27 protein-coding genes and 3 pseudogenes are annotated in these 20579 nt (G+C 44.0%); 15 read left to right on the forward strand and 15 right to left on the reverse strand.

Annotated elements, in window-relative coordinates; all coding sequences use genetic code 11:
* Window positions 1-171: 171 nt before the first annotated feature.
* The 3 genes from DW096_RS16275 to DW096_RS16285 are packed head-to-tail and all read left to right on the forward strand — an operon-like array spanning window position 172 to window position 1190.
* Window positions 172-426 (forward strand): hypothetical protein, encoded by a 255-nt coding sequence (locus DW096_RS16275; RefSeq protein ID WP_005868768.1) that lies wholly within the window; start codon window positions 172-174, stop codon window positions 424-426.
* A 45-nt stretch (window positions 427-471) separates the two neighbouring features.
* The gene (locus DW096_RS16280; protein ID WP_005868769.1) at window positions 472-798 is read left to right on the forward strand and encodes a hypothetical protein; all 327 of its coding nucleotides are present in this window, start codon (window positions 472-474) and stop codon (window positions 796-798) included.
* A 14-nt stretch (window positions 799-812) separates the two neighbouring features.
* Window positions 813-1190 carry a hypothetical protein gene (locus DW096_RS16285; protein WP_005868770.1) on the forward strand — a complete coding sequence of 126 codons (378 nt, stop codon included), beginning with the start codon at window positions 813-815 and terminating at the stop codon, window positions 1188-1190.
* 61 nt (window positions 1191-1251) lie between these two features.
* Here the strand turns inward: DW096_RS16285 and DW096_RS16290 are convergent, their stop codons facing one another.
* The 5 genes from DW096_RS16290 to DW096_RS16310 all read right to left on the reverse strand — a co-directional run bounded on the left by DW096_RS16290 (window position 1252) and on the right by DW096_RS16310 (window position 2931).
* Window positions 1252-1524 (reverse strand): hypothetical protein, encoded by a 273-nt coding sequence (locus DW096_RS16290; protein WP_005868772.1) that lies wholly within the window; start codon window positions 1522-1524, stop codon window positions 1252-1254.
* Between the two features lie 12 nt (window positions 1525-1536).
* Window positions 1537-1821, reverse strand: a complete 285-nt coding sequence (locus tag DW096_RS16295) for an HU family DNA-binding protein (RefSeq protein ID WP_005868774.1) — start codon at window positions 1819-1821, stop codon at window positions 1537-1539.
* A gap of 99 nt (window positions 1822-1920) precedes the next feature.
* Window positions 1921-2319 (reverse strand): hypothetical protein, encoded by a 399-nt coding sequence (locus tag DW096_RS16300; RefSeq protein ID WP_005868776.1) that lies wholly within the window; start codon window positions 2317-2319, stop codon window positions 1921-1923.
* Window positions 2320-2368: 49 nt separating this feature from the next.
* A complete protein-coding gene (locus tag DW096_RS16305; RefSeq protein ID WP_005868777.1) occupies window positions 2369-2689 on the reverse strand; it encodes a type II toxin-antitoxin system PemK/MazF family toxin in 321 nt (106 codons plus the stop codon).
* Window positions 2683-2931 (reverse strand): AbrB/MazE/SpoVT family DNA-binding domain-containing protein, encoded by a 249-nt coding sequence (locus DW096_RS16310; RefSeq protein ID WP_005868778.1) that lies wholly within the window; start codon window positions 2929-2931, stop codon window positions 2683-2685. The genes DW096_RS16305 and DW096_RS16310 overlap by 7 nt, the downstream gene beginning before the upstream one ends.
* 433 nt (window positions 2932-3364) lie before the next feature.
* Between DW096_RS16310 and DW096_RS16320 the strand changes: the two are divergent.
* From DW096_RS16320 to DW096_RS16335, 3 genes and pseudogenes are all read left to right on the forward strand, one after another.
* Window positions 3365-4217: pseudogene (locus DW096_RS16320) on the forward strand (virulence RhuM family protein).
* Between the two features lie 16 nt (window positions 4218-4233).
* Window positions 4234-4563, forward strand: a complete 330-nt coding sequence (locus tag DW096_RS16330; protein ID WP_005868780.1) for a hypothetical protein — start codon at window positions 4234-4236, stop codon at window positions 4561-4563.
* A 41-nt stretch (window positions 4564-4604) separates the two neighbouring features.
* The gene (locus DW096_RS16335) at window positions 4605-5201 is read left to right on the forward strand and encodes a recombinase family protein (RefSeq protein ID WP_005868781.1); all 597 of its coding nucleotides are present in this window, start codon (window positions 4605-4607) and stop codon (window positions 5199-5201) included.
* 112 nt (window positions 5202-5313) lie between these two features.
* On the opposite strand, the gene DW096_RS16340 is transcribed toward DW096_RS16335, so the two are convergent.
* The 5 genes from DW096_RS16340 to DW096_RS16365 all read right to left on the reverse strand — a co-directional run bounded on the left by DW096_RS16340 (window position 5314) and on the right by DW096_RS16365 (window position 9741).
* Window positions 5314-5712, reverse strand: coding sequence for a hypothetical protein (locus DW096_RS16340; RefSeq protein WP_005868782.1), 399 nt, complete (start codon window positions 5710-5712; stop codon window positions 5314-5316).
* Window positions 5713-6060: 348 nt separating this feature from the next.
* A complete protein-coding gene (locus tag DW096_RS16345; RefSeq protein ID WP_005868783.1) occupies window positions 6061-6471 on the reverse strand; it encodes a hypothetical protein in 411 nt (136 codons plus the stop codon).
* 176 nt (window positions 6472-6647) lie between these two features.
* A complete protein-coding gene (locus tag DW096_RS16355; protein ID WP_005868785.1) occupies window positions 6648-7274 on the reverse strand; it encodes a RadC family protein in 627 nt (208 codons plus the stop codon).
* A gap of 881 nt (window positions 7275-8155) precedes the next feature.
* Window positions 8156-9364, reverse strand: coding sequence for a hypothetical protein (locus DW096_RS16360; RefSeq protein ID WP_005868786.1), 1209 nt, complete (start codon window positions 9362-9364; stop codon window positions 8156-8158).
* 203 nt (window positions 9365-9567) lie between these two features.
* Complete coding sequence (locus tag DW096_RS16365; protein ID WP_224201638.1) at window positions 9568-9741, reverse strand: hypothetical protein; 174 nt, start codon at window positions 9739-9741, stop codon at window positions 9568-9570.
* Between DW096_RS16365 and DW096_RS16370 the strand changes: the two are divergent.
* From DW096_RS16370 to DW096_RS16385, 3 genes and pseudogenes are all read left to right on the forward strand, one after another.
* A pseudogene (locus DW096_RS16370) lies at window positions 9723-10982 on the forward strand (IS1380 family transposase); the annotation flags it as partial. The gene DW096_RS16365 and the pseudogene DW096_RS16370 overlap by 19 nt on opposite strands.
* Before the next feature lie 114 nt (window positions 10983-11096).
* Window positions 11097-11489, forward strand: a complete 393-nt coding sequence (locus DW096_RS16380) for a MobC family plasmid mobilization relaxosome protein (protein ID WP_005868789.1) — start codon at window positions 11097-11099, stop codon at window positions 11487-11489.
* On the forward strand, window positions 11486-12433 hold the full coding sequence (locus DW096_RS16385; protein ID WP_005868790.1) for a relaxase/mobilization nuclease domain-containing protein: 948 nt from the start codon (window positions 11486-11488) through the stop codon (window positions 12431-12433). Before DW096_RS16380 ends, DW096_RS16385 begins: the two co-directional genes overlap by 4 nt.
* A 21-nt stretch (window positions 12434-12454) precedes the next feature.
* Here the strand turns inward: DW096_RS16385 and DW096_RS16390 are convergent, their stop codons facing one another.
* Window positions 12455-13114 carry an AraC family transcriptional regulator gene (locus DW096_RS16390; RefSeq protein WP_004329304.1) on the reverse strand — a complete coding sequence of 220 codons (660 nt, stop codon included), beginning with the start codon at window positions 13112-13114 and terminating at the stop codon, window positions 12455-12457.
* A gap of 62 nt (window positions 13115-13176) precedes the next feature.
* Here DW096_RS16390 and DW096_RS19455 point away from each other — a divergent pair, with 62 nt between their 5' ends.
* The gene (locus DW096_RS19455) at window positions 13177-13326 is read left to right on the forward strand and encodes a hypothetical protein (protein ID WP_004329303.1); all 150 of its coding nucleotides are present in this window, start codon (window positions 13177-13179) and stop codon (window positions 13324-13326) included.
* A gap of 47 nt (window positions 13327-13373) precedes the next feature.
* Here DW096_RS19455 and DW096_RS16395 read toward each other — a convergent pair whose 3' ends face one another.
* Window positions 13374-14273 (reverse strand): AraC family transcriptional regulator, encoded by a 900-nt coding sequence (locus tag DW096_RS16395; RefSeq protein ID WP_004329302.1) that lies wholly within the window; start codon window positions 14271-14273, stop codon window positions 13374-13376.
* A 130-nt stretch (window positions 14274-14403) separates the two neighbouring features.
* Between DW096_RS16395 and DW096_RS16400 the strand changes: the two genes are divergently transcribed.
* The 4 genes and pseudogenes from DW096_RS16400 to DW096_RS16415 all read left to right on the forward strand — a co-directional run.
* Window positions 14404-15180, forward strand: coding sequence for an MBL fold metallo-hydrolase (locus DW096_RS16400; protein ID WP_004329300.1), 777 nt, complete (start codon window positions 14404-14406; stop codon window positions 15178-15180).
* The gene (locus tag DW096_RS16405) at window positions 15177-15845 is read left to right on the forward strand and encodes a radical SAM mobile pair protein A (protein WP_004329299.1); all 669 of its coding nucleotides are present in this window, start codon (window positions 15177-15179) and stop codon (window positions 15843-15845) included. Before DW096_RS16400 ends, DW096_RS16405 begins: the two co-directional genes overlap by 4 nt.
* The gene (locus tag DW096_RS16410; protein WP_004329298.1) at window positions 15842-16717 is read left to right on the forward strand and encodes a radical SAM mobile pair protein B; all 876 of its coding nucleotides are present in this window, start codon (window positions 15842-15844) and stop codon (window positions 16715-16717) included. Before DW096_RS16405 ends, DW096_RS16410 begins: the two co-directional genes overlap by 4 nt.
* Window positions 16718-17209: pseudogene (locus DW096_RS16415) on the forward strand (sensor histidine kinase); the annotation flags it as partial. It lies immediately after the preceding gene.
* Window positions 17210-17483: 274 nt separating this feature from the next.
* Here DW096_RS16415 and DW096_RS16420 read toward each other — a convergent pair.
* The 3 genes from DW096_RS16420 to DW096_RS16430 all read right to left on the reverse strand — a co-directional run bounded on the left by DW096_RS16420 (window position 17484) and on the right by DW096_RS16430 (window position 19533).
* Window positions 17484-18122, reverse strand: coding sequence for a recombinase family protein (locus DW096_RS16420; protein ID WP_007564634.1), 639 nt, complete (start codon window positions 18120-18122; stop codon window positions 17484-17486).
* Window positions 18123-18363: 241 nt separating this feature from the next.
* Entirely contained in the window at window positions 18364-19200 is an 837-nt protein-coding gene (locus DW096_RS16425; protein ID WP_007564633.1) for a virulence RhuM family protein, read from the reverse strand.
* 3 nt (window positions 19201-19203) lie between these two features.
* Entirely contained in the window at window positions 19204-19533 is a 330-nt protein-coding gene (locus DW096_RS16430; protein ID WP_007564632.1) for a hypothetical protein, read from the reverse strand.
* Window positions 19534-19819: 286 nt separating this feature from the next.
* Between DW096_RS16430 and DW096_RS16435 the strand changes: the two genes are divergently transcribed.
* Complete coding sequence (locus DW096_RS16435) at window positions 19820-20578, forward strand: ParA family protein (RefSeq protein WP_007564630.1); 759 nt, start codon at window positions 19820-19822, stop codon at window positions 20576-20578.
* Window position 20579 lies beyond the last annotated feature (1 nt).

The raw sequence follows: 20579 nt of genomic DNA on the forward strand, positions 1-20579 counted from the left end.
TAAACCGGAAATGAGAACAGTCATTCCGATGAAGGGGAGGGTGGGAAAGAATACTGCGTGAACGCAAAAACACAGTATGTCATCTTAAAACAATATCTTTAAAAAGTTTTTCAGAAGAAATGCTTACCAATATCCTAATAATTATTACTTTTGATAACATAATACAACGATATGGAAAAGAAAAAGATTACAATAGAGGTAGAACCAGCTACAGCCGTAGCTACCGTCGGTTTATTGCGTGGGATATTTCCCAGTATCATCGAACAACTGGAAAGGCAAGCCGCAACAAACGGCAGCCCCTTAAAATTCAATAAAGTAGAAAATATGCAAGAAGTATTGGATGAGATTTATGAAAAGTGCATTGCCGAAACGAACCTCCGGGAGTTTGCCCAGGCGCACTTAAATAGTGACGGATTACCTAACTGATACAGAAATACGGAATCTGCCAGCCATCCTTATTCCAAATAACAAATGGTACAGAATTACACACCTGTCATGTGGGATGACAAAGCATTTGCCTTTGTCCCCTACGAAGCATTCAGTGATTTGCCACATTATCCCAAAGAAAAATGTGAGCAAATTTGCAAAGAGCTGAACAGCCTTATAAGACTATGTACTTATAGGCCGAAAAAGGAAGATATTTATTTTCATCCGGTAAGTTATGTACGTCGTTCCGGAGGTTTCATAGTTACGGATAATCAGGCATCCTTTGAGAAATGCCCCTATCCTGCTTGCGCAGACCGTCATAGCTGCCAAAAAATATGTGATTTGATGAACCGTATCATTGAAGAGTCTTAATTATATAAAATACCATGGAACATCCAAACTCCAAATGCAGAATAGCACAAGCTGAATATTTAAGTCGGCTACCTGAAGAAGAACGGGAAAATAAGGCCAGAGATATTAGAATCGGAAACGCCAGCTATATTTACCACCAACAAGCGGTTCCAATCCAAGAAAACAGATTGATAATGTATTATAAAGAGTGGTTGGAAGGTCTTCCTCCCAACATTTCACGCCATATGAGAATGCTTGGATTTGAAGCATGTAAGACAATGATTCCGTTTACGAGATATGTGAACGAAAGAAACGATATTGGTATGCGTGACTGGATGCAAGAGCATCTTTCACCGAGTGACTTCAACTATTGGCAGGAACTTTCGAAAAAAGCAGGTTCGCCAACATTTTAATCCCATCCCGTTCAATACGCTGCCTGAAGAATAAAAGGTGCGTATTAAACGAGAATATTTTTTAGCGTTTAGTCATCTCTTCCCGCACCAGTTCCGTTTCTGTCGGGGAGAGTTTCGGCAATTTGACAGTTGCCGGACTTTCTAACTGGTAAGCCTTCACCTCATTGATAAGCAGCTGCCAGTCAAAAAGAAATTCTTCGGAACAACCATGTTTACGATAAATTTCTTTTGCTGCTTCCAAAATCTCAGGAGCGCAAAAATCGTCTCCCTGAAAGACAACTGCCGGACGATCATTATTGATACAGTCTCTCAATAATCGTAACTGATCTTTCATTGTGTTTACCTATTATGCGTTCTGTTGTTTTACCATTTTCAAAAATTCGTCAGACGGTTTAAATGCCGGTATGTTATGAGCCGGAATAATCATAGTAGTATTCTTAGAGATATTCCGAGCTGTCTTTTGCGCTCTCTTCTTCACTATGAAACTACCGAATCCACGAAGATAGACATTTTCCTCCTTACCCAACGAAGTCTTTACCTCGTTCATGAATCCTTCCAAAACAGCAAGCACCGCTTTGCCGTCGATGCCGGTTCTGGCAGATATTTCCTTTACGATTTCCGATTTAGTCATTTCTTTATAATTTGAAAATTAGCGTGCAAAGATAATTAATCCAATGGATTATTTAAAGTCTGGCATCCGCAGCAAGCCCTGCCTTCGCCCAATGAAGTGTTAAATTGTTGCGTATGGGTCAAGTTCCTTAATCCGCTTACACAAATAATCAAAGCGTTTCTTGGTAAGCGGTGTGAGTGTATCGAGGTTCTTGCCATCGAAATTCTCTCCGAAAATAAGGTCGTCCACTCCTATGCCGTGATTGTAATTCTCGCGCACGCAATCACGCAGAATCCAAAGGTTATGCAGGTTCACCCAGTCGGCTGTAATGTTTCTGATTTTACTGAACAGCAGCGCAGCAGTGTAAAGGTAGTGTCCGCAATGGTTGTAGTCATGCAACACCAGCTTGCCCTGGTAATAGATGTCGAAATCCTTGTTTTCTTCATCTTCCTTTGTATCGCAGTAGAAGAATGGAATGTCTTTCAGACCGTCCCAATTAATATAAGTAGTTGGCTTCATAATATCTTTTTTGAATACGCTACATAACCTGTTATTTGCACACTTTCCATTATTCACAGAACATTTGATGAAACACTTCCTTCAGTCTTTTTATCTCACTGAAATTCAAATCTCCAATCTTTCTTTTCAGCCGGCTTTTGTCCACCGTGCGAATCTGATCCGTGGCTATCTCCCCATCACGCCCGGCTACAGAACACAGAACCCGGTAAGGATAGTTCCTTATGGTGGAGGTTATCGGAGCAATGACTACTATTGTAAGGTACATATTCAAATCTGAAGGAGTTACAACAACACATGGCCGTGTCTTTGCCATTTCACCCCCACGGGTAGGGTCTAACTCTACCCAATACACTCCATACTGTTCTACCATGTCCAATCCTCAAACTTTTCATCCTCAAACACATCAGGGATAAGCAACTCATCATCCCCATTCTCATGGGCACGTTTGGCAGCTTCCGCCCATCCCTGCCGTGGTTGTGCCTTTATCACAATATTGTTCCCGTCCAAAGAAATGCTCACAGCCGATTTCAAGGACAAACGCAACTGTTTCAATATCTCGGAAGGAAGTATTATCCCCTTGCTGTTTCCAATCTGAATAATGTTTGTTACCATAATGTTATAACTTTAAAATTGATTATCACAACACAAATATAGACAAAGTTATAACAATACCAAAAGAAAAGCCAACTTTTTTCCATTTTCACCGATAACCCGGCCAACGGCTGCACTCGTCGGGAGGCTAGTGCCCCCCTTGCCGTGCGGCGCTCCCCGACCTATGATTCTTATCATGTCTTGTGTCCTTTTCTCCGCTTCTAACAAACAAATCTGCATAAAATATAGATTTGCGTTTCCATTTGAATTTTAGTTATTTGATACCCTAACTATGAATAGCAAACAGATAACTGATTTTTAAAACAGCAGAATGTTTCTGTTTTATTAAAATAAAAAGGGAACAAATTTTTAAGGTAATACTTACGGAAAAAACAGACTTTATAACGTTTCTTTTTCGTACATTTGCAACAATATAATAAAAGCGAAACATATAATGGAGAAGCAAGGAGAAATCATACTATACCAACCGGATGAAGCTGTAAGGTTGGAAGTACGTTTAGAAGATGAAACCGTTTGGCTCACACAAGCGCAGATAGCAGAACTTTTTCAACGTGACAGAACCGTTATTACCAAACATATAAATAATGTTTTTAAGGAAAAGGAATTGGAAGAGAAAAGCAATGTGCATTTTTTGCACATTGCTAATTCCGATAAGCCTGTCAAGTTCTTTAGTCTAGACGTAATAATTTCAGTTGGATACAGAGTTAAAAGCGTAAGAGGTACGCAATTCAGGCAATGGGCAAATAAAATTTTAAAAGAATATTTATTGAAAGGTTATTCTATAAACCAACGGCTCAATGACATGGAATATAGAATGAACAATAGATTCTTCCAAATAGAGAAAACCATTGCTGAACATGATGCAAAGATAGACTTCTTTGTACGCACCTCATTGCCTCCGGTGGAAGGTATATTCTTTGACGGTCAGATATTCGATGCGTATAAGTTTGCTACAGATTTAATAAAGTCTGCCAAATGCTCACTTGTGCTTATCGACAACTATGTAGATGAATCCGTGTTACTCATGTTGAGCAAACGAAACAGTGGAGTATCAGCTACTATTTATACACAAAATAAACGCACAGCTCCAACTTGATTTAAACAAACACAATGACCAATATCCTCCCATTGAAGCTAGAACCTACAAAAGTAGTCATGACCGCTTCTTAATCATTGATAATACGGAAGTATATCATATTGGGGCATCGCTAAAGGATTTGGGCAAGAAAATGTTTGCTTTCTCCAAACTGGAACTTCCTGCCCATACGATAATTGATGTATTATGAAATAAGCTAATCACCCATGCGAGAAGCGGAAGAGAATATAAAATTCAAGATGGAAATTGACGTATTGGTTCCCATTCCACGTACTGTCACCCGTGATTTCACCAGTTTGAAGCACCTGCGTCAATGGCAGAAACGGAATGACATCGATGGTTCTCTTTACTGTTTTGCACACCGGGAATACCTGCTCAACGAAAAGGGAGAATGGGAACAATTTACCGTTATCGGCAAACAGGTAGTGACTATCGGAGAACTGGAAAGGCTTCTTTTGGCAATGAAGCAAAAGGGGTTCAACCAATACAGCCGTGAGGAATATGAAGAATTAATGTCTTCATATTTGAAAAAGTGAAGAATTAAAACCTTCATTACACATTTAAATACGAAAACAGGATGAAAATAGGATATGCCCGTGTTTCCACCAAGGAACAACATCTGGATATGCAACTGGAAGCGTTGAAGGCTGCCGGATGCGAGAAAATCTTCTCTGAGAAAATGACCGGACGTCAACAAAACCGCCCGGAACTGGATGCCTGCCTGAGCTTTCTCCGGGAAGGCGACACACTTGTCGTATATAAGCTGGACCGGCTTGGCCGTTCGCTGAAGAATATCCTTACGCTATTGGAAGATTTCAAGAATAGGGGCATCCAATTCACCTCACTGCAAGACAACATCAGTACGGAAGGCGCAATCGGCCAACTGATGAACAACATTCTCGGTGCTTTCGCTCAGTTTGAAAGAGACCTTATCTATGAGAGAACCCAAGAAGGCAGAAGAATCGCCAAGGAAAAAGGTGTCAAATTCGGCAGAAAGACACTTATCAACAAAAACAACATCGCCAAGCAGAAAAGCTGCATCCAACTCTATGAATCCGGAACGCCGGTAAGGGAGATACAGAAAATATTAAACATAGGCAGTAGCGGAACAGTATATCGCCTATTAAGAAGGAATGGAATTGCGCTGAAATCCGAGAACAAAAATAACAAATAACGAATAAACCTCTGCCCATCCTTCAAAGATGATTCTCAAAGATCGTCTGCAATTCCACCTCTCAGCAAGATTATAGGAAAGTCCCCTTCACGGGGACTGATTTTTTTTAATTTTAATACAATAACTCCATGCACTCCTGTACCGCTTTTTCCAATGCTTCTTCCAAACAACAAAAAGCGTCCGCATTACTTTCGGAGTCATACAACACATAATCTCCAGCCCTCACAACCACATGCCAGACCGCCACGTTTTGTTCTGTTTGAAACGTATATTCACGAGTCTGTATCATCCATTGGATACATGCTGCCAGTGTCGGGCACTCGCACATATACATCGGGGTATTCCTTCCCTCAATATCGGTGCGTAGCCTATCCTGTTTGTCATACCAATACTCACAAGGCACGTAATAGTATAATTCCTTCATCATAAGAGCTGTGTCGCTATTAACCAATCTCTCTTTGTTGATTTGTGTAATCAAATTTTCCATATTAGCATTATTTAAGTTGAACATCTGATTTATTCTTCAGCTAGATTCAAGACCTTTTCATTTTTTGTATCGGGAAGGTCTTTGGTCAGCCGACCTTTTTTTTGATGTCATTCCCCATCTGAGTTCTGAGCCTTTTTTCGGCATATCAAGGTCTGGATTGCAAGCAATAAGCCAAGTTTCACTTATGGAAAATGTCGGGAAGACACTTCTTCATCGTTATTTTCCATACAGTAAAGGCGCATGGCCGTAACTTGCCATTTGCGGAATCCCGAAACCTTTGCCGAGCAAAAAGCCGGACTCGGATCGGAGGAAAGAAGCCGGGGGAGGCAGCCCACAGAAAGGGCAATCCGATACAATCAAGAAATTAACCTGCTATACCCTTGTGCGAGTGAAATAATCCATCATAGACACTACATACCTAAGTAGTGGTATCAATACACCGATCACATATATCATAGCGTAGCCCAAAAGGACAAAAGGTAATGTTTTACGATAAAGACATGCAACAGCGAGCAATATAAACGAAAAAGAAAAGCCATAAACCCCATATTGAAAACCGGGTATCAACTCATAAACAGGTACGGGTTCCGGATGAAGCATGGCTCCGGCCACAATAGAATAAAGGCTGGTCAATAATATAAGCAGCGTATATAAGCAACTCTTAAGAATCCTGGGATCATTCCTTTTACAATAGAGAATCGTTCGGATATCACTTCTAAGAAACTCAATGCCCAGTAAGAGAGCCACCATAACGCCTGTATCAAAAGTAGAAAATACATTCATTCCGATCACCTTTGGCGCGAAGATATGTATTTATTCTGAAAAGCCACGTCTTTGCGTATTTTACGATGTCGCATCCGATAGTCCGGGAAGCATTTTTTTGGTTCTTTTTTGGGGTGACTGCCAAAAAAGAACCCCGAAGCCGAAATCCCGGGCAGACGGGATTTCTCCCGTCCACCTTACCTATTTTGCAATCTTCCCTCGTCCGCATAGCTATAATAGTTATTGCCTGCCACAATCACATGGTCAACCAAACGGATGTCTAATGTTTCAGCGGCTTTTTTAACTGCTTCCGTCAAGCGGTCATCCGCACTGCTGGGCTTGCGTGCTCCTGATGGGTGGTTATGTACCATGATAAAAGATACGGCGTTATAATACAATGCCTGCTTCATGATAACCCGTATATCCACAGGGGCGGTATTTATCCCGCCGCATGAGATACGGACTTTACGGATGAGTTTGGACGAACTGTTCAGCAACAGCACCCACATCTCTTCAGTAGCTATATCGCACAAAACAGGATGCATCATTTTATAAACATTATTGCTGGATAAAAGCGCAGGACTTTCAACTTGCCCTTCTTTCAGCCGTTTATATAGCTCAATCGCCGCATAAGCGACTTTTTTACGGCTGGGTGTTAGTGTTTCCAGTACATCAGACAAGCACAATCCTTCTATTTCCATCTGTTCATACTTATATTCTTCACGTTTCAGTTTCTCACTGTTCGTCAAGGTATAAATCAACTCGCTGTTTTCCATCACCCGATAAACGTCATTCACTTCAAATACGGTTCTCTTCGTTTTCATACTGCCAAAAATTAAAAGATTAATACTCGCAAACATCGCTTGTCGCCCCAACCATAAATTTTTCCTCAACTGATTGGGAACAGTGCATTGAAGAGAAAGCGGGAAAGACGGATCAGAACGGGATTGAACTGGTAAATACTACCTCCCGGAATGGGAGGATGGAGATTTGGCTTTTCAATATCGGGCGTTCCGGCCACGCCTACCTTCGCAATGTTCCTATCAGTTCAGGAAAAAATCATCATACCTCTCTTCCGGCATAGCCGGAGCGTAGAGCGTTAGGGATAGCAGGGAAAAGCCTGGAGGGTAACGAGGACTTGCAACGAATAGCCCGGTCAGAAGGGAACGCCCTGAAAAACTAATTCGGATACAGAAGATGAACAGAACCGCCTTCCAATCATATAAAAAAACGTGAAAATCAACACATACTTCCGAAAAATCTTTTTCCGAAAGTACGTATAGGGCATGTGAAGGGAAAATTTATTTTCCCAGTCATTTCTATGTTATCGCTTTGGGGATATTTAAAGGGGTTAGGAGTTTAGGTCTTTATTATGTATTTTGGTGGATGGTTTTACACAGCCGATACCTTTTATTTAAAAATTTCTCTCTTTTATTTCACTGATATACCGACATATAAAAAAAACAGGGATTACCTATTCCCTTCATTAACGGGTGGACGGTTTTACACAGCTGACAAGTGAAACCGGACGCTTTTACACAACTAAAGCAAAAGGAGTGGACGGTTCTACACAACTAGAAGCAACAAACGGGACACTTCTACACAACTAAAACAGGCAAAGCGGATGACTCCACACATCTAATCACCCCAATAGGGACACTTCTACACAACTAATTCTATAAAAAACCGTGAAACGTGGACGGTTCTACACAGCTGGATCGTCCATGTTCACCGCCCCGTCCGTCTCCGGAGATATGAACTCTTCAGGAGCAGGAGCAACTTCCGTTCCATTGGCACTCTCCAACTCTTCCTGTGCCCATCCTTCCGGAAACCTGCCGAATACAGCCACGAAATCACTGATATATATCTGTTTCTTCTTTTCTACGCTTTCCGGGGAGTTTGCCCATAAAAGGAACTCTTTATACAGTCCGGCATCTTCCTCCACCTCTTTGATCTTCTTCCTCCTGACAGCCATATCCGTGTCCGGGTAGGCAATCTCGACATACAGCCCAAGCAGGTTCTTATAGAATTTCTTCACCACGACAGCATATTGTCCTTCATCAAAATAGTGCAGCGTATGCCTAGGAAACGAGAACAACACGGTATATGCCCATCTCTCATGATCGCCTTTCACAAAAGAGAAATTGAAATTGGTATATTTCAGGTAAGTATTCATCTTTTTCAGTATCGAGGCGACCTTCTTTTTCCGGTCTTTGGGTTCGGCAATCTCTATGCCGAGCTTTTTAGCCAGCTGATCGACTGTCAGCACATAAAAAGGAGCCTCATTCTTGGTGGTCTTATACTTGATCAGGTAAACCATCTTGGAAAGTTCCAGATAGAAATAGCGGTAACGGCTGGGCAGGCTACGGTAATCCTGAAGTTCCAAGAGGTTATAGAGCGAGAACATGAAATTCTTTATCTCCGGGCTTACCACTGCCGAGTACAGCCTTTTCGTTGACTTCTTCGTCTTGAAATCGGTCATTATGTCGAAACGTTTCAAGATCTGCACGAAATTATAGGATGTACGGCCATCCTCGCCAATGGTCGGATAGCAGAGGTTCTCCAATCCCAGTTTATAGAGAGCCGCCTCAAAAACCGTCTCGATAGGATGGCTGATTCTCTGTCCTGCCGTGTCGGTACATACATATTCCGGCTGCATATTCTTTCCGAACATGGCCGCGAGCTGCCGGCTATCCAGCTTGCGCTGCAAGTTGGTACGGTCATACCCCATCTTACGGCAGAAGTCTTCTACGGAGAACCAGGAAGTCCCGAACAAGTCTTTGAGGTGATAGCTGCCCAGGTATATGATCAGATCGAGCATGACATTTCCACCTGCCTCATACAACCGTTCAATCAGCACGGAATTATAGCTTTCCCCAAGCACCCTAGGGACACGAATCAGTTCTTTTGCCATGATAATACTTACAAAATCAATCCTTTCTCTGTTTTCATTGCCACAAAGATAGGCATACCGGCCAACATACGCGTCATAATTATCAATCAGTTTTAACGGTATGACCGGTATGGGAAAAGGAGAAGTACTTTCCTGAAGAATGCTTTATCCGCCCTTCATCAGAAAGAAAGCATCTTACACCTGTACCCCATAGACATCCTATATTACTTTTTCAGTTCTTCCGATAAAAAGGAACGGTCTATCAATACTTGCACCAATGGTTTCTCTTTGACAAACTCATCAAGCTCACGCTTTATCAATTTATTGCCCAACCCTATGCGTCGTCCAAATTCCTCGAAATCCTTCCGCCCTACCTGATGAGCAATTTGACTCCACATTGTCATCTGTAATCGACTCAACCCTCGGTCTAAGGTGTAGATCGTTAGGTTATCAGTACAGCGAAATCATCCGTTCTCTCATGAGTATCTACTTCTGTGGTGGCTCATGTATTGAGGATGTCACTACTCATTTGATGAACCATCTCTCGCTTCATCCGACACTTCATACTTGTAGTTCTGATACTATCCTCAGAGCGATAAAGGAACTGACGCAAGGAAACATCTCATACACATCAGATACGGGTAAGAACTACGATTTCAACACGGCTGACACTCTCAATACTTTACTGCTCAATTGTATGTTTGCATCTGACCAACTGAAAGAGGGTGAGAAGTATGATGCAAAGCCTACATACAAGAAGTTCTCTGGTTATCGCCCTGGCGTGGCGGTTATTGGTGACTTGATTGTTGGCATTGAGAATAGCGATGGTAACACAAAAGTTCCATTTCATGGCACGTTTTCTCGCCATGGCAGAGCTTAAGTAAACTTAGCTCTGCTCATCTGGCTTAACGAAAACCTTCGTTTTCATCAGAAGGACACGCTGAAGAGGTTCTTTGAGAGATTTGAACAGAACAGGCTCACTATCAATCGTTTCAGAGCTGATTGCGGATCATGTTCCGAGGAAATCGTGGAGGAAATAGAGAAACACTGCAAGTCCTTCTATATCCGCACTAACCGCTGCAGTTCGCTCTACAATGACATATTTGCTCTCAGAGGCTGGAAGACTGAGGAAATCAATGGCATTGAGTTTGAATTGAACTCTATCCTTGTTGAGAAGTGGAAGGGTAAAGCATACCGACTTGTGATTCAAAGACAGAAACGGATGGATGGTGTGCAGGATCTTTGGGAAGGAGAATACACATACCGTTGTATCCTGACTAACGACTATGAATCTTCCGTAAGAGAAATTGTCGAGTTCTATAACCTTCGTGGAGGAAAGGAACGTATCTTTGATGATATGAACAATGGTTTCGGGTGGGACAGATTGCCCAAATCCTTCATGGCCGAGAACACTGTGTTCCTTCTTCTTACAGCACTTATCCGTAACTTCTACAAGGCCATTATCCAAAGACTTGACGTAAAGAGGTTCGGACTCAATGCAACAAGTCGCATAAAAGCGTTTGTCTTCAGGTTTATCTCTGTACCAGCCAAGTGGATCAGGACATCAAGGCGGTATGTGCTGAATATCTATACCTGTAACAATGCTTACGCAGATATTTTTCAGACTGATTTTGGATAACGCCTACAACTTATGGGTATGATACTGCGTATTGTCTCAAGTCGCATTGTGGGGTAAGGGGATGTTGTAGGCAGAAGTGGGTGTTTCTGCCTCAATTTATCTGATAATTCAGTAATGAGAGGACGTGTACACGCAAGAAGGACGTTGAAGGGCTTAGTTGCGGATTTGAGGCAGGTAAGAAAATACAAAGAATTAACAGCAACCGAGAAACTGAAATACCGTATCGCAGTGAAAATGACGGCAGCCGACTACTTCCGCCTGCTGACACGATCGCATGAGGCGGGCGTATCACCAAGCGAGTACATGAGGGAATGTTTCCGTAACGGTCATGTGAAAGAACGGCTGTCGGAGGAACATGCCGGATACATCCGCCAACTCTGCGGCATGGCTAACAATCTCAACCAGCTTGCGCGTAAGGCAAACGCCGGAGGCTTCCACGATGAACGGTGGGACTGCAAGGTGGCAGTGGCAAGGATTCATGAACTTATAACCAAGATAGGGATATGATGGCGAAAATCGTAAAAGGAAGCGACTTCAAGGGTGCGGTGGATTACATCATCGACAAGAAGAAGGATACGCAGATAGTAGCAAGCGAAGGCTTGTTTATGGAAAATCTGGAAACTATCGCCATGAGTTTCAATGCCCAGTCACGGATGAACGATAAGGTGACAAAACCTGTCGGACATATCGCGTTGAGTTTTTCCAAAGAGGATGAGTTACGGCTGACGAACCGTATCATGGCAGGCATCGCGCTTGAATATATGGAACGGATGGGAATCAAGAATACGCAGTTCTTCATCGCCCAGCATTTCGACAAGGAGCATCCGCACGTGCATATTGCTTTCAACCGCATAGACAACAACGGCAATACCATATCGGACAGGCACGAGCGTCTGCGCAGTACCCGCATCTGCAAGGAATTGACCTTGAAATACGGCTTGCATATGGCTGGCGGAAAGGACAATGTCAAACGCAACCGCCTGAAAGAGCCAGACAGGACGAAATATGCGCTTTACGACATCATCAAAATGGAAGTCGGCAGATGCGGCAACTGGAACGTGCTTATCGCCAACCTGAAACGGCAGGGAGTGGAAGTACATTTCAAGCATAAGGGGCAGACCAGCGAGGTGCAGGGTGTTGTATTCTCCATGAATGGCTACCATTTCAACGGCTCCAAAGTGGACAGGCGTTTCAGTTATTCCAAGATTGACGCGGCTTTGCAGCACAACAGATGCAGGGAACGTATGGGAATAACAGCCGGAATATATGAAACGGCTACACCAAGCGCACCGTCCGGCACGGCACAAAGCGAGTTGTTCAACGGCTCTTGGGGATTGCTAAAAAGCAGTGGCTCATCTTATAACACTGCTGATGCGGAAGCCAATCAGGAAATGGTGGATATACTTCGCAGAAGGAAGAAAGTTAAGCGCAAGAGAGGTGTTGGGTTCTAATATTCTGTACTAATCCAATTCTCACGACACTTGCGCTCTATATTCATTCGGAGTGTAACCTACCTCTTTCTTGAACAGTCGGGTAAAATGTTGCGGGTACTGAAAACCGAGATTATAGGCGATTTCATTAACGGTGTCGTCTGTAGATGCAAGTTCCGTCTTGGCTATTTCAATAGACTTGTCATGAATGAAATGCAGGGCGGTTGAACCTGTTTCTTTTTTCAATAAATCACTGAAATAGTTGGGCGAGAGGCAGAGCTTGTCTGCACAATACTGTACAGTGGGCAAGCCTATCCGTTTAGCAGCCCCATCATGGAAGTATTCGTCAAGCAACCGCTCAAATCTTGCGAGGATGTCTCGGTTTTGGTTGTCGCGTGTGATGAACTGACGGTCATAGAAACGTGTGCAGTAATCAAGGAACGTCTTGATGCTGTCTGTGATGAGGTTCTTGCTGTGACGGTGTATCGGATGGTTCAATTCATATTGAATCTTGTGGAAGCAATCCATGATGATTTGCCGTTCTTCCACACTAAGGTGCAATGCCTCGTTTGTCTCGTAGGAAAAGAACGAATATTCACGCATTATCCGCCCGAGAGGTGTATTCCGCAGCAGGTCGGGATGGAACATAAGCAGGTAGCCATCTGGTTGGAACTGCATGCCGTCATCTTCCGCACCGAACACCTGTCCGGGCGCGATAAATATCAGTGTGCATAATTATTCCTAAGTCTGTGAAACCGGAACGCATGAAGCAGAATCTCGACATATTAGACTTCACCCTGTCGGCCGACGACATGGCACGGATAAAGACGCTGGATACCGACAAGCCTTTCTTACTCGGCTCGCACGAAGATCCAGAAATCGTAAAATGGTTCATGCAGTACAAAAACGCCTGAACATCAACAACCATATTTCGATAGCCGCTATCGACTATATTAAGAAGTTATTCGTATATGCCTTTATTGTAATCCGTCATGTACTGAGTAAATGTTTTGCCTGTTTGCTGTTTGAAGAAGCGCATGAGATGGCTCGGATCAGAGAAATTGAAATCATCCGCCATTTCACTGACAGTGCGGTTGGAGAATAGCAATTCGTTCTTCAGTTCCTCAAGCAGACGTTGTTTTATCAAATGGGTAGCTGATACTCCGAATTGGGCTTTTACTGAGTTATTGAGTGTGATGCGACTGACATGAAGCATGTCTGCATATTCCTGCACCCGCTGGTGGGTGCGGATATTCTGTTCCAACAAGTCCTTGAACCGAAAAGCGAAATTGTTTTTAGCAATTTCAGCGGGCAAGCAATAGGCGGCAGCGTATGTACGATTGATAATCAGCAAAAGATAATATAGTAAGGAAACAATGATATTGTACGTATCGGACACTGGATTCATCAGCTCATACTTAATCTTTCCGAGCAGCCGCATATATTCCTTCATTTCGTCATGTGTGGCATTGATGTAAGGCGGCGTATCTGTCTGGTAACAATACAAAAGGCGAAAAACGAAGAACTTGTCGGCGATAAAAGTACGCATGAAATCTTCGCGGAATATAAGGAACGTGTAATCCAACGCCGTCTCATCTACATGCCACTCTTGTTGCTGATGGGGTGAAAGCAGGAGAACCATGCCGTCGCGCAGTTCAATCTTGCGGAAGTTCAGTAGCAAATATCCGTTTGCCTTACGGAAAAAGTAGAAGCTGAAGAAGTCTGTCTTAAACCGCTTGTTTTCTGTCAGCACAAGTCCGATGTCCTTGTTTATGGCAGTATTGATGTAAAAATCCACGCCGCAGCGTGTCTTGTTGAACGGTACGCTGACCAGTCGATCAGGGTTGATTATCTCGTCCATATCCTTGTCGTTTTTGCAAAGATAATAATTTCATTTATCAAAATGGCATAATTACCGTTTTTTCAGGCATAGATGTTTCGCCGGATTCTTCCGAACTTTGCACCCGTAATCAATAACAAGACATATAGTCATGAAAAAGACATCTACAGTACAATTGGTGCGCAATGCCACCTTGAAAATCAGGTATGCGGGACACACCATGCTAATTGACCCCGTTTTAGCCGACAAAGGCACTTTGATATCGGCCCTCGGTGTGAATAAAACACCGAGGGTACACCTCACCATTCCTATTCAGGATATTATCGGAGGCGTGGACATGGTGCTCCTGACCCACAATCACATCGACCATTACGAGCCGAGTGTCCCCACACATTTGCCCAAAGAAATTCCTTTCTACGTTCAGCCCCAGGACGCGGACGCCATCAGAAACGACGGATTTACAAATGTGATACCCATCGAAGAAATAAAAACAATAGACGGCATATCCATTTACCGCACGACCGGACATCATGGTTTCGGGCAGATCGGGCAGATGATGGGACCTGTATCAGGTTATGTGCTAAAAGCCGAGGGCTTCCCGACCGTTTATATAATGGGTGACTGCCGATGGGAAGCATGTATCCGAGACACCGTGGAACGGTTCAATCCTGACTATATCGTGGTAAACTCCGGAGGTGCAATCTTTCCCGAATTTTCCAAAACGGACGGTCCTATCATCCCCGACGAGAACGAAGTGATGCAGATACTTGACGAATTGCCTTCGCATATCAAGCTGATAGCCGTACACATGGATGCCATCGACCATTGCCAGACCACCCGTGCAATTCTGCGCAATGAGGCAACGCATCACGAAGCCGACATGAGCCGGCTGATTATCCCGGAGGACGGAGAAACAGTTGTGTTATGAGTGTCTGCATTAAATCCCTGATAAAAAACATGAACATAGTGGTAGGGTGCACTATAGGATGCCCTTACTGCTATGCCCGTAACAACTGCCGCCGTTTCCACATTACCGACGACTTTTCCGTGCCTGAATACATGGAACGAAAACTGCGCATCATCGATACGTCCCGTCCTCATGTGTGGCTCATGACAGGAATGAGCGATTTCTCCGATTGGAAGCCTGAATGGAACGCAGAAATTTTCGAGCGGATCAGCAGCAATCCCCAGCACGCCTATATCTTTCTGACGAAGCGCCCTGACAAAATCAGTTTCTCCTCTGACGACGAGAACGTATGGATGGGCGTGACCGTTACGCGCAGTTCCGAGAAAAGGAGGATTGATGATTTGAAAAAGAATATCAAAGCACGACACTACCATGTCACGTTTGAACCTCTCTTCGATGATATCGGCGAGATTGATTTCGAGGGAATTGACTGGATTGTCATAGGCACAGAGACCGGAAACCGAAAAGGAAAGTCATATTCGCGCCCCGAATGGGTGCTTAGCATTGCAGAACAGGCAAAGGCTCATGGCATACCGGTGTTCATGAAAGAGGATTTGCTGCCGATTATGGGCGACGAAAGAATGATTCAGGAATTGCCGGAACAATTTACCAGACGAATACAATGAATATGGATACAATAAAGGAAATAGATGTAAAGAGTGTAATGACCAAATCCTCTCTGCCGGTGGGAGGATATTCGGTCAACCCTTATGTAGGGTGTCCCCACGCCTGCAGGTATTGCTACGCATCGTTCATGAAACGGTTCACCGGGCACACCGAGCCGTGGGGTACGTTTTTAGATGTAAAAAACTGGAAGCCGATAACGAATCCTCATAAATACGACGGTGAACGTGTTGTAATAGGGTCTGTGACGGACGGTTACAATCCGTATGAAGAAGAATTCCACCGTACCCGAAGGCTGCTCGAAGAGCTGCGAGGAAGCGATGCCGAGATTATGATATGCACAAAGTCCGATCTTGTCCTTCGCGATCTCGACCTGTTGAAGAGTTTTCCCAAAGTGACTGTGTCATGGTCTGTCAATACGCTCGACGAGCAGTTCTGCGCAGATATGGACAACGCCGTAAGCATTGAACGCCGTCTGAAAGCGATGCGTCAGACATACGAGGCAGGTATCCGCACCGTATGCTTCGTCTCGCCCATATTCCCCAGAATAACAGACGTAAAGGCAATAATAGAGGAGGTAAAAGATTATGCTGATTTAATCTGGCTTGAAAACCTGAATTTACGCGGGCAGTTCAAAGGCGGGATAATGACGTATATCCGTGAGAAGTATCCTGACCTCATACCGCTTTACGAGGAAATTTACAATAAAAAAAGGCTTGAATACTGGCAGGCATTGGAGCAGGACATTTCAAATTACGCCAAGGAGCAGGGCTTCCCGTATCGTATAAACGATCTGCCATACGGACGCTCGGAAAAAGGCAAACCTGTCATCGTAAACTACTTCTACCACGAAAAAATACGATTGACAAAATGAGGCTATGCCGGACTGATGCAGAAAAGTTGTAGCGCGGATAAAAGCACCATGTATGTGGATAATATCCGGCAATCTTCCGAGCGTATGCGGGAGATGCTCAACACGCTGCTGGATTTCTTCCGTCTGGACAACGGCAAGGAGCAACCCAACCTTTCCCCTTGCAGGATTTCCGCAATCACGCATATTCTTGAAACGGAGTTCATGCCCATTGCCATGAACAAGGGGCTGACTTTGATAGTGGAGAGCCACACCGATGCGGTGGTTTTGACCGACAAGGAACGTATCCTGCAAATCGGCAACAACTTGTTGTCAAACGCCATCAAGTTCACGGATAACGGTAGTGTATCATTGGCAGCGGATTATGATAACGGTTTGCTGAAACTTATCGTTGAAGATACCGGTACGGGCATGACCGAAGATGAGCAACAACGAGTATTCGGTGCATTTGAACGTCTTTCAAATGCCGCCGCAAAAGACGGCTTCGGATTAGGCTTCCTGCAACCAGCCGTTATCCAACAGCCGGGTTAAATGCGTCCTCCCTATCTCGGCCGTCCCTTGCAGGACGACACAGCGGTCTTTCTCCTGGAGCTTTCTTAATTCCTCCAGTGAAGCCGCCATTTTCTCCGCCATTGTTGCCATAACCGTTTTTATTTAGATTCTGATTATTTTCGTGCAAATACTCGTTTTTAGACACGTGTAAATACTCGTTTTTAATTATGTGCATTTACTCGTATTTGTTGCAAAAATACAATATTTGTTCCGATAATCAGCTACTAATGAAGTCTTTTTTTACTTGTTGTATCGTCGAAACGGCCTTTCCCGTGAGCTTCGCCACGTTCCGGATCGAGTAGCCTTTCTTTAACAAGGCGATCGCCTCCCGGTATTCCTCTTTCCTCTGTTCGGCCGTTTTCCGGCTTCCCGGCTTCCGTCCCAGCCTGCCCCCTTTCTGGATGTACAACTCCCGTCCGCTATTAAGGCGGTCGATGATCCCCTGGCGTTCGATCGCGGCCAGTTCCCCCAACAGGGTAGTGATCAGAGAGGACAAGGGGTTTACCGTCTTGTCCGGCCGTAACGTTTCCAGGTTCAGGTTTTGAATATACACGCATATTTTATGCGTGTGCAGCGTATCGAGTGACTTTAGGATCTCCAGGGTTGAACGCCCCAGGCGTGAGATCTCGGTCAGCAACAACATATCCACCCGGTTCTGCGGATCTGTGCAGTATTCCAGGCAACGGCTTAAAACCGGGCGTTCGATATTGGCCTTTCGTCCGCTTATCTTTTCCTCAAAGACCGCCGTCACCTCGTACCCCCGTCCGGCTGCGAACCTCTCCAGATCGACAACCTGCCGTTCGGTCGATTGCCTGGCCGACTGCGAGCTTACACGTGAATAAATAACCACATTCATCCCTTTTGCTTTTGTTCTTCCTTATCTATTGTTTTAATCACCTTATCCACCTCTTTCAAGGAGGCATTATTTCCGGATCTATCCAAAAAAGAAATTCGCTAATTAACCTATAATTACTATCTTTGCATTGTAATGCTTGGTAAAGCCTCTGTTATCAAAACACGTAACCAAGTCAAGGATATACCCGTTCATCAAGAACGGGTTTTTCTTTTGCGACAGCCCATTCATAAGACAAAGGATATTATAACAGGTCAGTAATCACAGCCGCCGGAATATCCAGCTTTGAGAAAGCGAACATCTTTTTCCCCAGATCCTTTAACGAGGCTCCGATATGGTACACGTCCGTTTCATCAACGATCAGGAAACGGTCGTGACTGTCCCGGTACGTCCTGATGTCGATAGGTGGGTACTGGCTGTTATGCCTGTCAAGATCAAGTTGGAGTTGCTGCGTGATACGCTGGGTGTAAATGGTGGCCGAGACACCGACGCTGCGTTTACTCAACATGAGCAAGACCGTTTCGTCCACATAGTTGTCGATAAGCACGATCGAACGCCTGGCCGACTTTACCAGATCGGTAGCGAACTTGTACGCATCGAAAATCTGGCCGTTATAAAAAATGCCTTCGACCGGGGGCAAGGCAGTACGCACAAAAAAATCTATCTTCTCGGTATGTTGAGCGACAGTCCTTTCAAGTTCTGACAAACGTTTATTAATGGAATACCCTTTTAAAAGATAGTCCTTTAAAACCTTATTCGCCCATTGCCTAAATAAAATACCTCTTTTACTATTGACACGAAACCCAATGGATATGATCGCATCCAAATTGTAATAAGTCAGATTGCGCATCACTTGCCGTTTGCCTTCCTGTCGAACTGTTCGGAAATCCCGAACAGTTGAACTTTCCTCTAATTCTTTCTGATCATATATGTTTTTTATATGCTCGCTTATATTTGCTTTGCTGGATTGAAAAAGATCCACAATTTGCGCCTGTGTCAGCCAAACGGTTTCATCTTCCAGCCTCACTTCCAACTTGACCGCTTCATCCGGCTGGTATAATATGATTTCTCCCTGTTCCATTACTTATTTACCTTTTCTTAATTCATCAAGCCTCTGCATCGCACCGCTGAACTTCTCACTAAACATCATATCATCGGGCAAAACAAACCAGGTGGGAATACCTCTCGACTGTGGATTACCTATACATTCATCTTGCCCGTTCTGTTTGCGGTAATCGTCCCATTCACTATAAGCGATGTTCCAACGAATACCTAATTTATAGGTATTTTCCCATTTAATAATAGCCAGTGAATAGGCCGGATCATCTTTGCCGTCATAAATCACTTCTACAACTTCAACCATCCCTTTAGGGGAATTTATAAACTTCGGATTTTTATACGAATAAGTGCTCATGTCTTTTATTTTTTATTTATAGCACACAAAGATACTCAAAAACAAATATATACATATATACATACGTATGATTAACGTATAAAAACATTTATGGTTATTCTAATCTTTGATTAATTCCGGTACAGAAACAAAACGTACCGAAAGGTGGAAACCGGATTTATTTCGGTACGCTTCCCCGATCGGCACAAAAAACACGCAAAAAACGAAAAATACTACTTTTAGTATTTTAGTATATTAGTTTTTGACTATATTTGCGGACATGACAACCATTTAAAAAACTGAATTTATGAGCAAAGCAAAAGTAATCTCCGTATTGAATCACAAAGGGGGAGTAGGAAAGACTACAACCACGATCAACCTGGGCGGCGCGTTACGTCAAAAAGGGTACAAGGTTCTTTTGATCGACCTTGACGGACAAGCCAACCTGACTGAATCGCTGGGCTTCTCTGCGGAGCTTCCCCAAACGATCTACGGCGCGATGAAAGGCGAATACGACCTGCCGATCTACGAGCATAAGGACGGCCTTAGCGTCGTTCCCTCCTGCCTGGATCTCTCGGCCGTTGAAACGGAGTTAATCAACGAGGCCGGGCGGGAACTTATCTTAGCCCACCTTATCAAGGGCCAAAAGGAGAAATTCGATTATATCCTGATCGACTGTCCCCCCTCGCTGTCGCTGCTCACGCTTAACGCACTGACGGCCTCGGATCGGCTGATTATCCCGGTTCAGGCTCAATTCCTGGCAATGCGTGGAATGGCCAAACTTATGCAGGTCGTCCACAAGGTGCAGCAACGTTTGAACTCGGATCTTTCGATAGCCGGGGTTCTGATAACCCAGTACGACGGAAGAAAGAACCTGAACAAGAGCGTTTCGGAACTGGTACAGGAAACATTCCAGGGCAAAGTGTTCAGCACCCATATACGCAACTCCATTGCGCTGGCCGAAGCCCCGACACAAGGGCAGGATATTTTTCACTATGCCCCCAAATCTGCCGGGGCAGAGGACTACGAAAAGGTATGTAACGAACTGCTAACAGAAATAAAGTAAC

This window comes from Bacteroides sp. AM07-18, from assembly GCF_003602695.1.
GTDB lineage: Bacteria > Bacteroidota > Bacteroidia > Bacteroidales > Bacteroidaceae > Bacteroides > Bacteroides uniformis.

Coding starts and splice junctions, on each gene's coding strand:
- DW096_RS16300 (WP_005868776.1), bottom strand. CDS start 2,319: ATGAAGCCAACTACTTATATTAATTGGGACGGTCTGAAAGACATTCCA.
- DW096_RS16425 (WP_007564633.1), bottom strand. CDS start 19,200: ATGGAACAGGGAGAAATCATATTATACCAGCCGGATGAAGCGGTCAAG.
- DW096_RS16285 (WP_005868770.1), top strand. CDS start 813: ATGGAACATCCAAACTCCAAATGCAGAATAGCACAAGCTGAATATTTA.
- DW096_RS16410 (WP_004329298.1), top strand. CDS start 15,842: ATGAATATGGATACAATAAAGGAAATAGATGTAAAGAGTGTAATGACC.
- DW096_RS16365 (WP_224201638.1), bottom strand. CDS start 9,741: ATGTGGAGTCAAATTGCTCATCAGGTAGGGCGGAAGGATTTCGAGGAA.
- DW096_RS16305 (WP_005868777.1), bottom strand. CDS start 2,689: ATGGTAGAACAGTATGGAGTGTATTGGGTAGAGTTAGACCCTACCCGT.
- DW096_RS16310 (WP_005868778.1), bottom strand. CDS start 2,931: ATGGTAACAAACATTATTCAGATTGGAAACAGCAAGGGGATAATACTT.
- DW096_RS16330 (WP_005868780.1), top strand. CDS start 4,234: ATGCGAGAAGCGGAAGAGAATATAAAATTCAAGATGGAAATTGACGTA.
- DW096_RS16295 (WP_005868774.1), bottom strand. CDS start 1,821: ATGACTAAATCGGAAATCGTAAAGGAAATATCTGCCAGAACCGGCATC.
- DW096_RS16345 (WP_005868783.1), bottom strand. CDS start 6,471: ATGAATGTATTTTCTACTTTTGATACAGGCGTTATGGTGGCTCTCTTA.
- DW096_RS16395 (WP_004329302.1), bottom strand. CDS start 14,273: ATGGACGAGATAATCAACCCTGATCGACTGGTCAGCGTACCGTTCAAC.
- DW096_RS16360 (WP_005868786.1), bottom strand. CDS start 9,364: ATGGCAAAAGAACTGATTCGTGTCCCTAGGGTGCTTGGGGAAAGCTAT.
- DW096_RS16420 (WP_007564634.1), bottom strand. CDS start 18,122: ATGAATGTGGTTATTTATTCACGTGTAAGCTCGCAGTCGGCCAGGCAA.
- DW096_RS16335 (WP_005868781.1), top strand. CDS start 4,605: ATGAAAATAGGATATGCCCGTGTTTCCACCAAGGAACAACATCTGGAT.
- DW096_RS16280 (WP_005868769.1), top strand. CDS start 472: ATGGTACAGAATTACACACCTGTCATGTGGGATGACAAAGCATTTGCC.
- DW096_RS16430 (WP_007564632.1), bottom strand. CDS start 19,533: ATGAGCACTTATTCGTATAAAAATCCGAAGTTTATAAATTCCCCTAAA.
- DW096_RS16385 (WP_005868790.1), top strand. CDS start 11,486: ATGATGGCGAAAATCGTAAAAGGAAGCGACTTCAAGGGTGCGGTGGAT.
- DW096_RS16405 (WP_004329299.1), top strand. CDS start 15,177: ATGAGTGTCTGCATTAAATCCCTGATAAAAAACATGAACATAGTGGTA.
- DW096_RS16275 (WP_005868768.1), top strand. CDS start 172: ATGGAAAAGAAAAAGATTACAATAGAGGTAGAACCAGCTACAGCCGTA.
- DW096_RS16380 (WP_005868789.1), top strand. CDS start 11,097: ATGAGAGGACGTGTACACGCAAGAAGGACGTTGAAGGGCTTAGTTGCG.
- DW096_RS16355 (WP_005868785.1), bottom strand. CDS start 7,274: ATGAAAACGAAGAGAACCGTATTTGAAGTGAATGACGTTTATCGGGTG.
- DW096_RS16340 (WP_005868782.1), bottom strand. CDS start 5,712: ATGTTCAACTTAAATAATGCTAATATGGAAAATTTGATTACACAAATC.
- DW096_RS16290 (WP_005868772.1), bottom strand. CDS start 1,524: ATGAAAGATCAGTTACGATTATTGAGAGACTGTATCAATAATGATCGT.
- DW096_RS19455 (WP_004329303.1), top strand. CDS start 13,177: ATGAAGCAGAATCTCGACATATTAGACTTCACCCTGTCGGCCGACGAC.
- DW096_RS16435 (WP_007564630.1), top strand. CDS start 19,820: ATGAGCAAAGCAAAAGTAATCTCCGTATTGAATCACAAAGGGGGAGTA.
- DW096_RS16400 (WP_004329300.1), top strand. CDS start 14,404: ATGAAAAAGACATCTACAGTACAATTGGTGCGCAATGCCACCTTGAAA.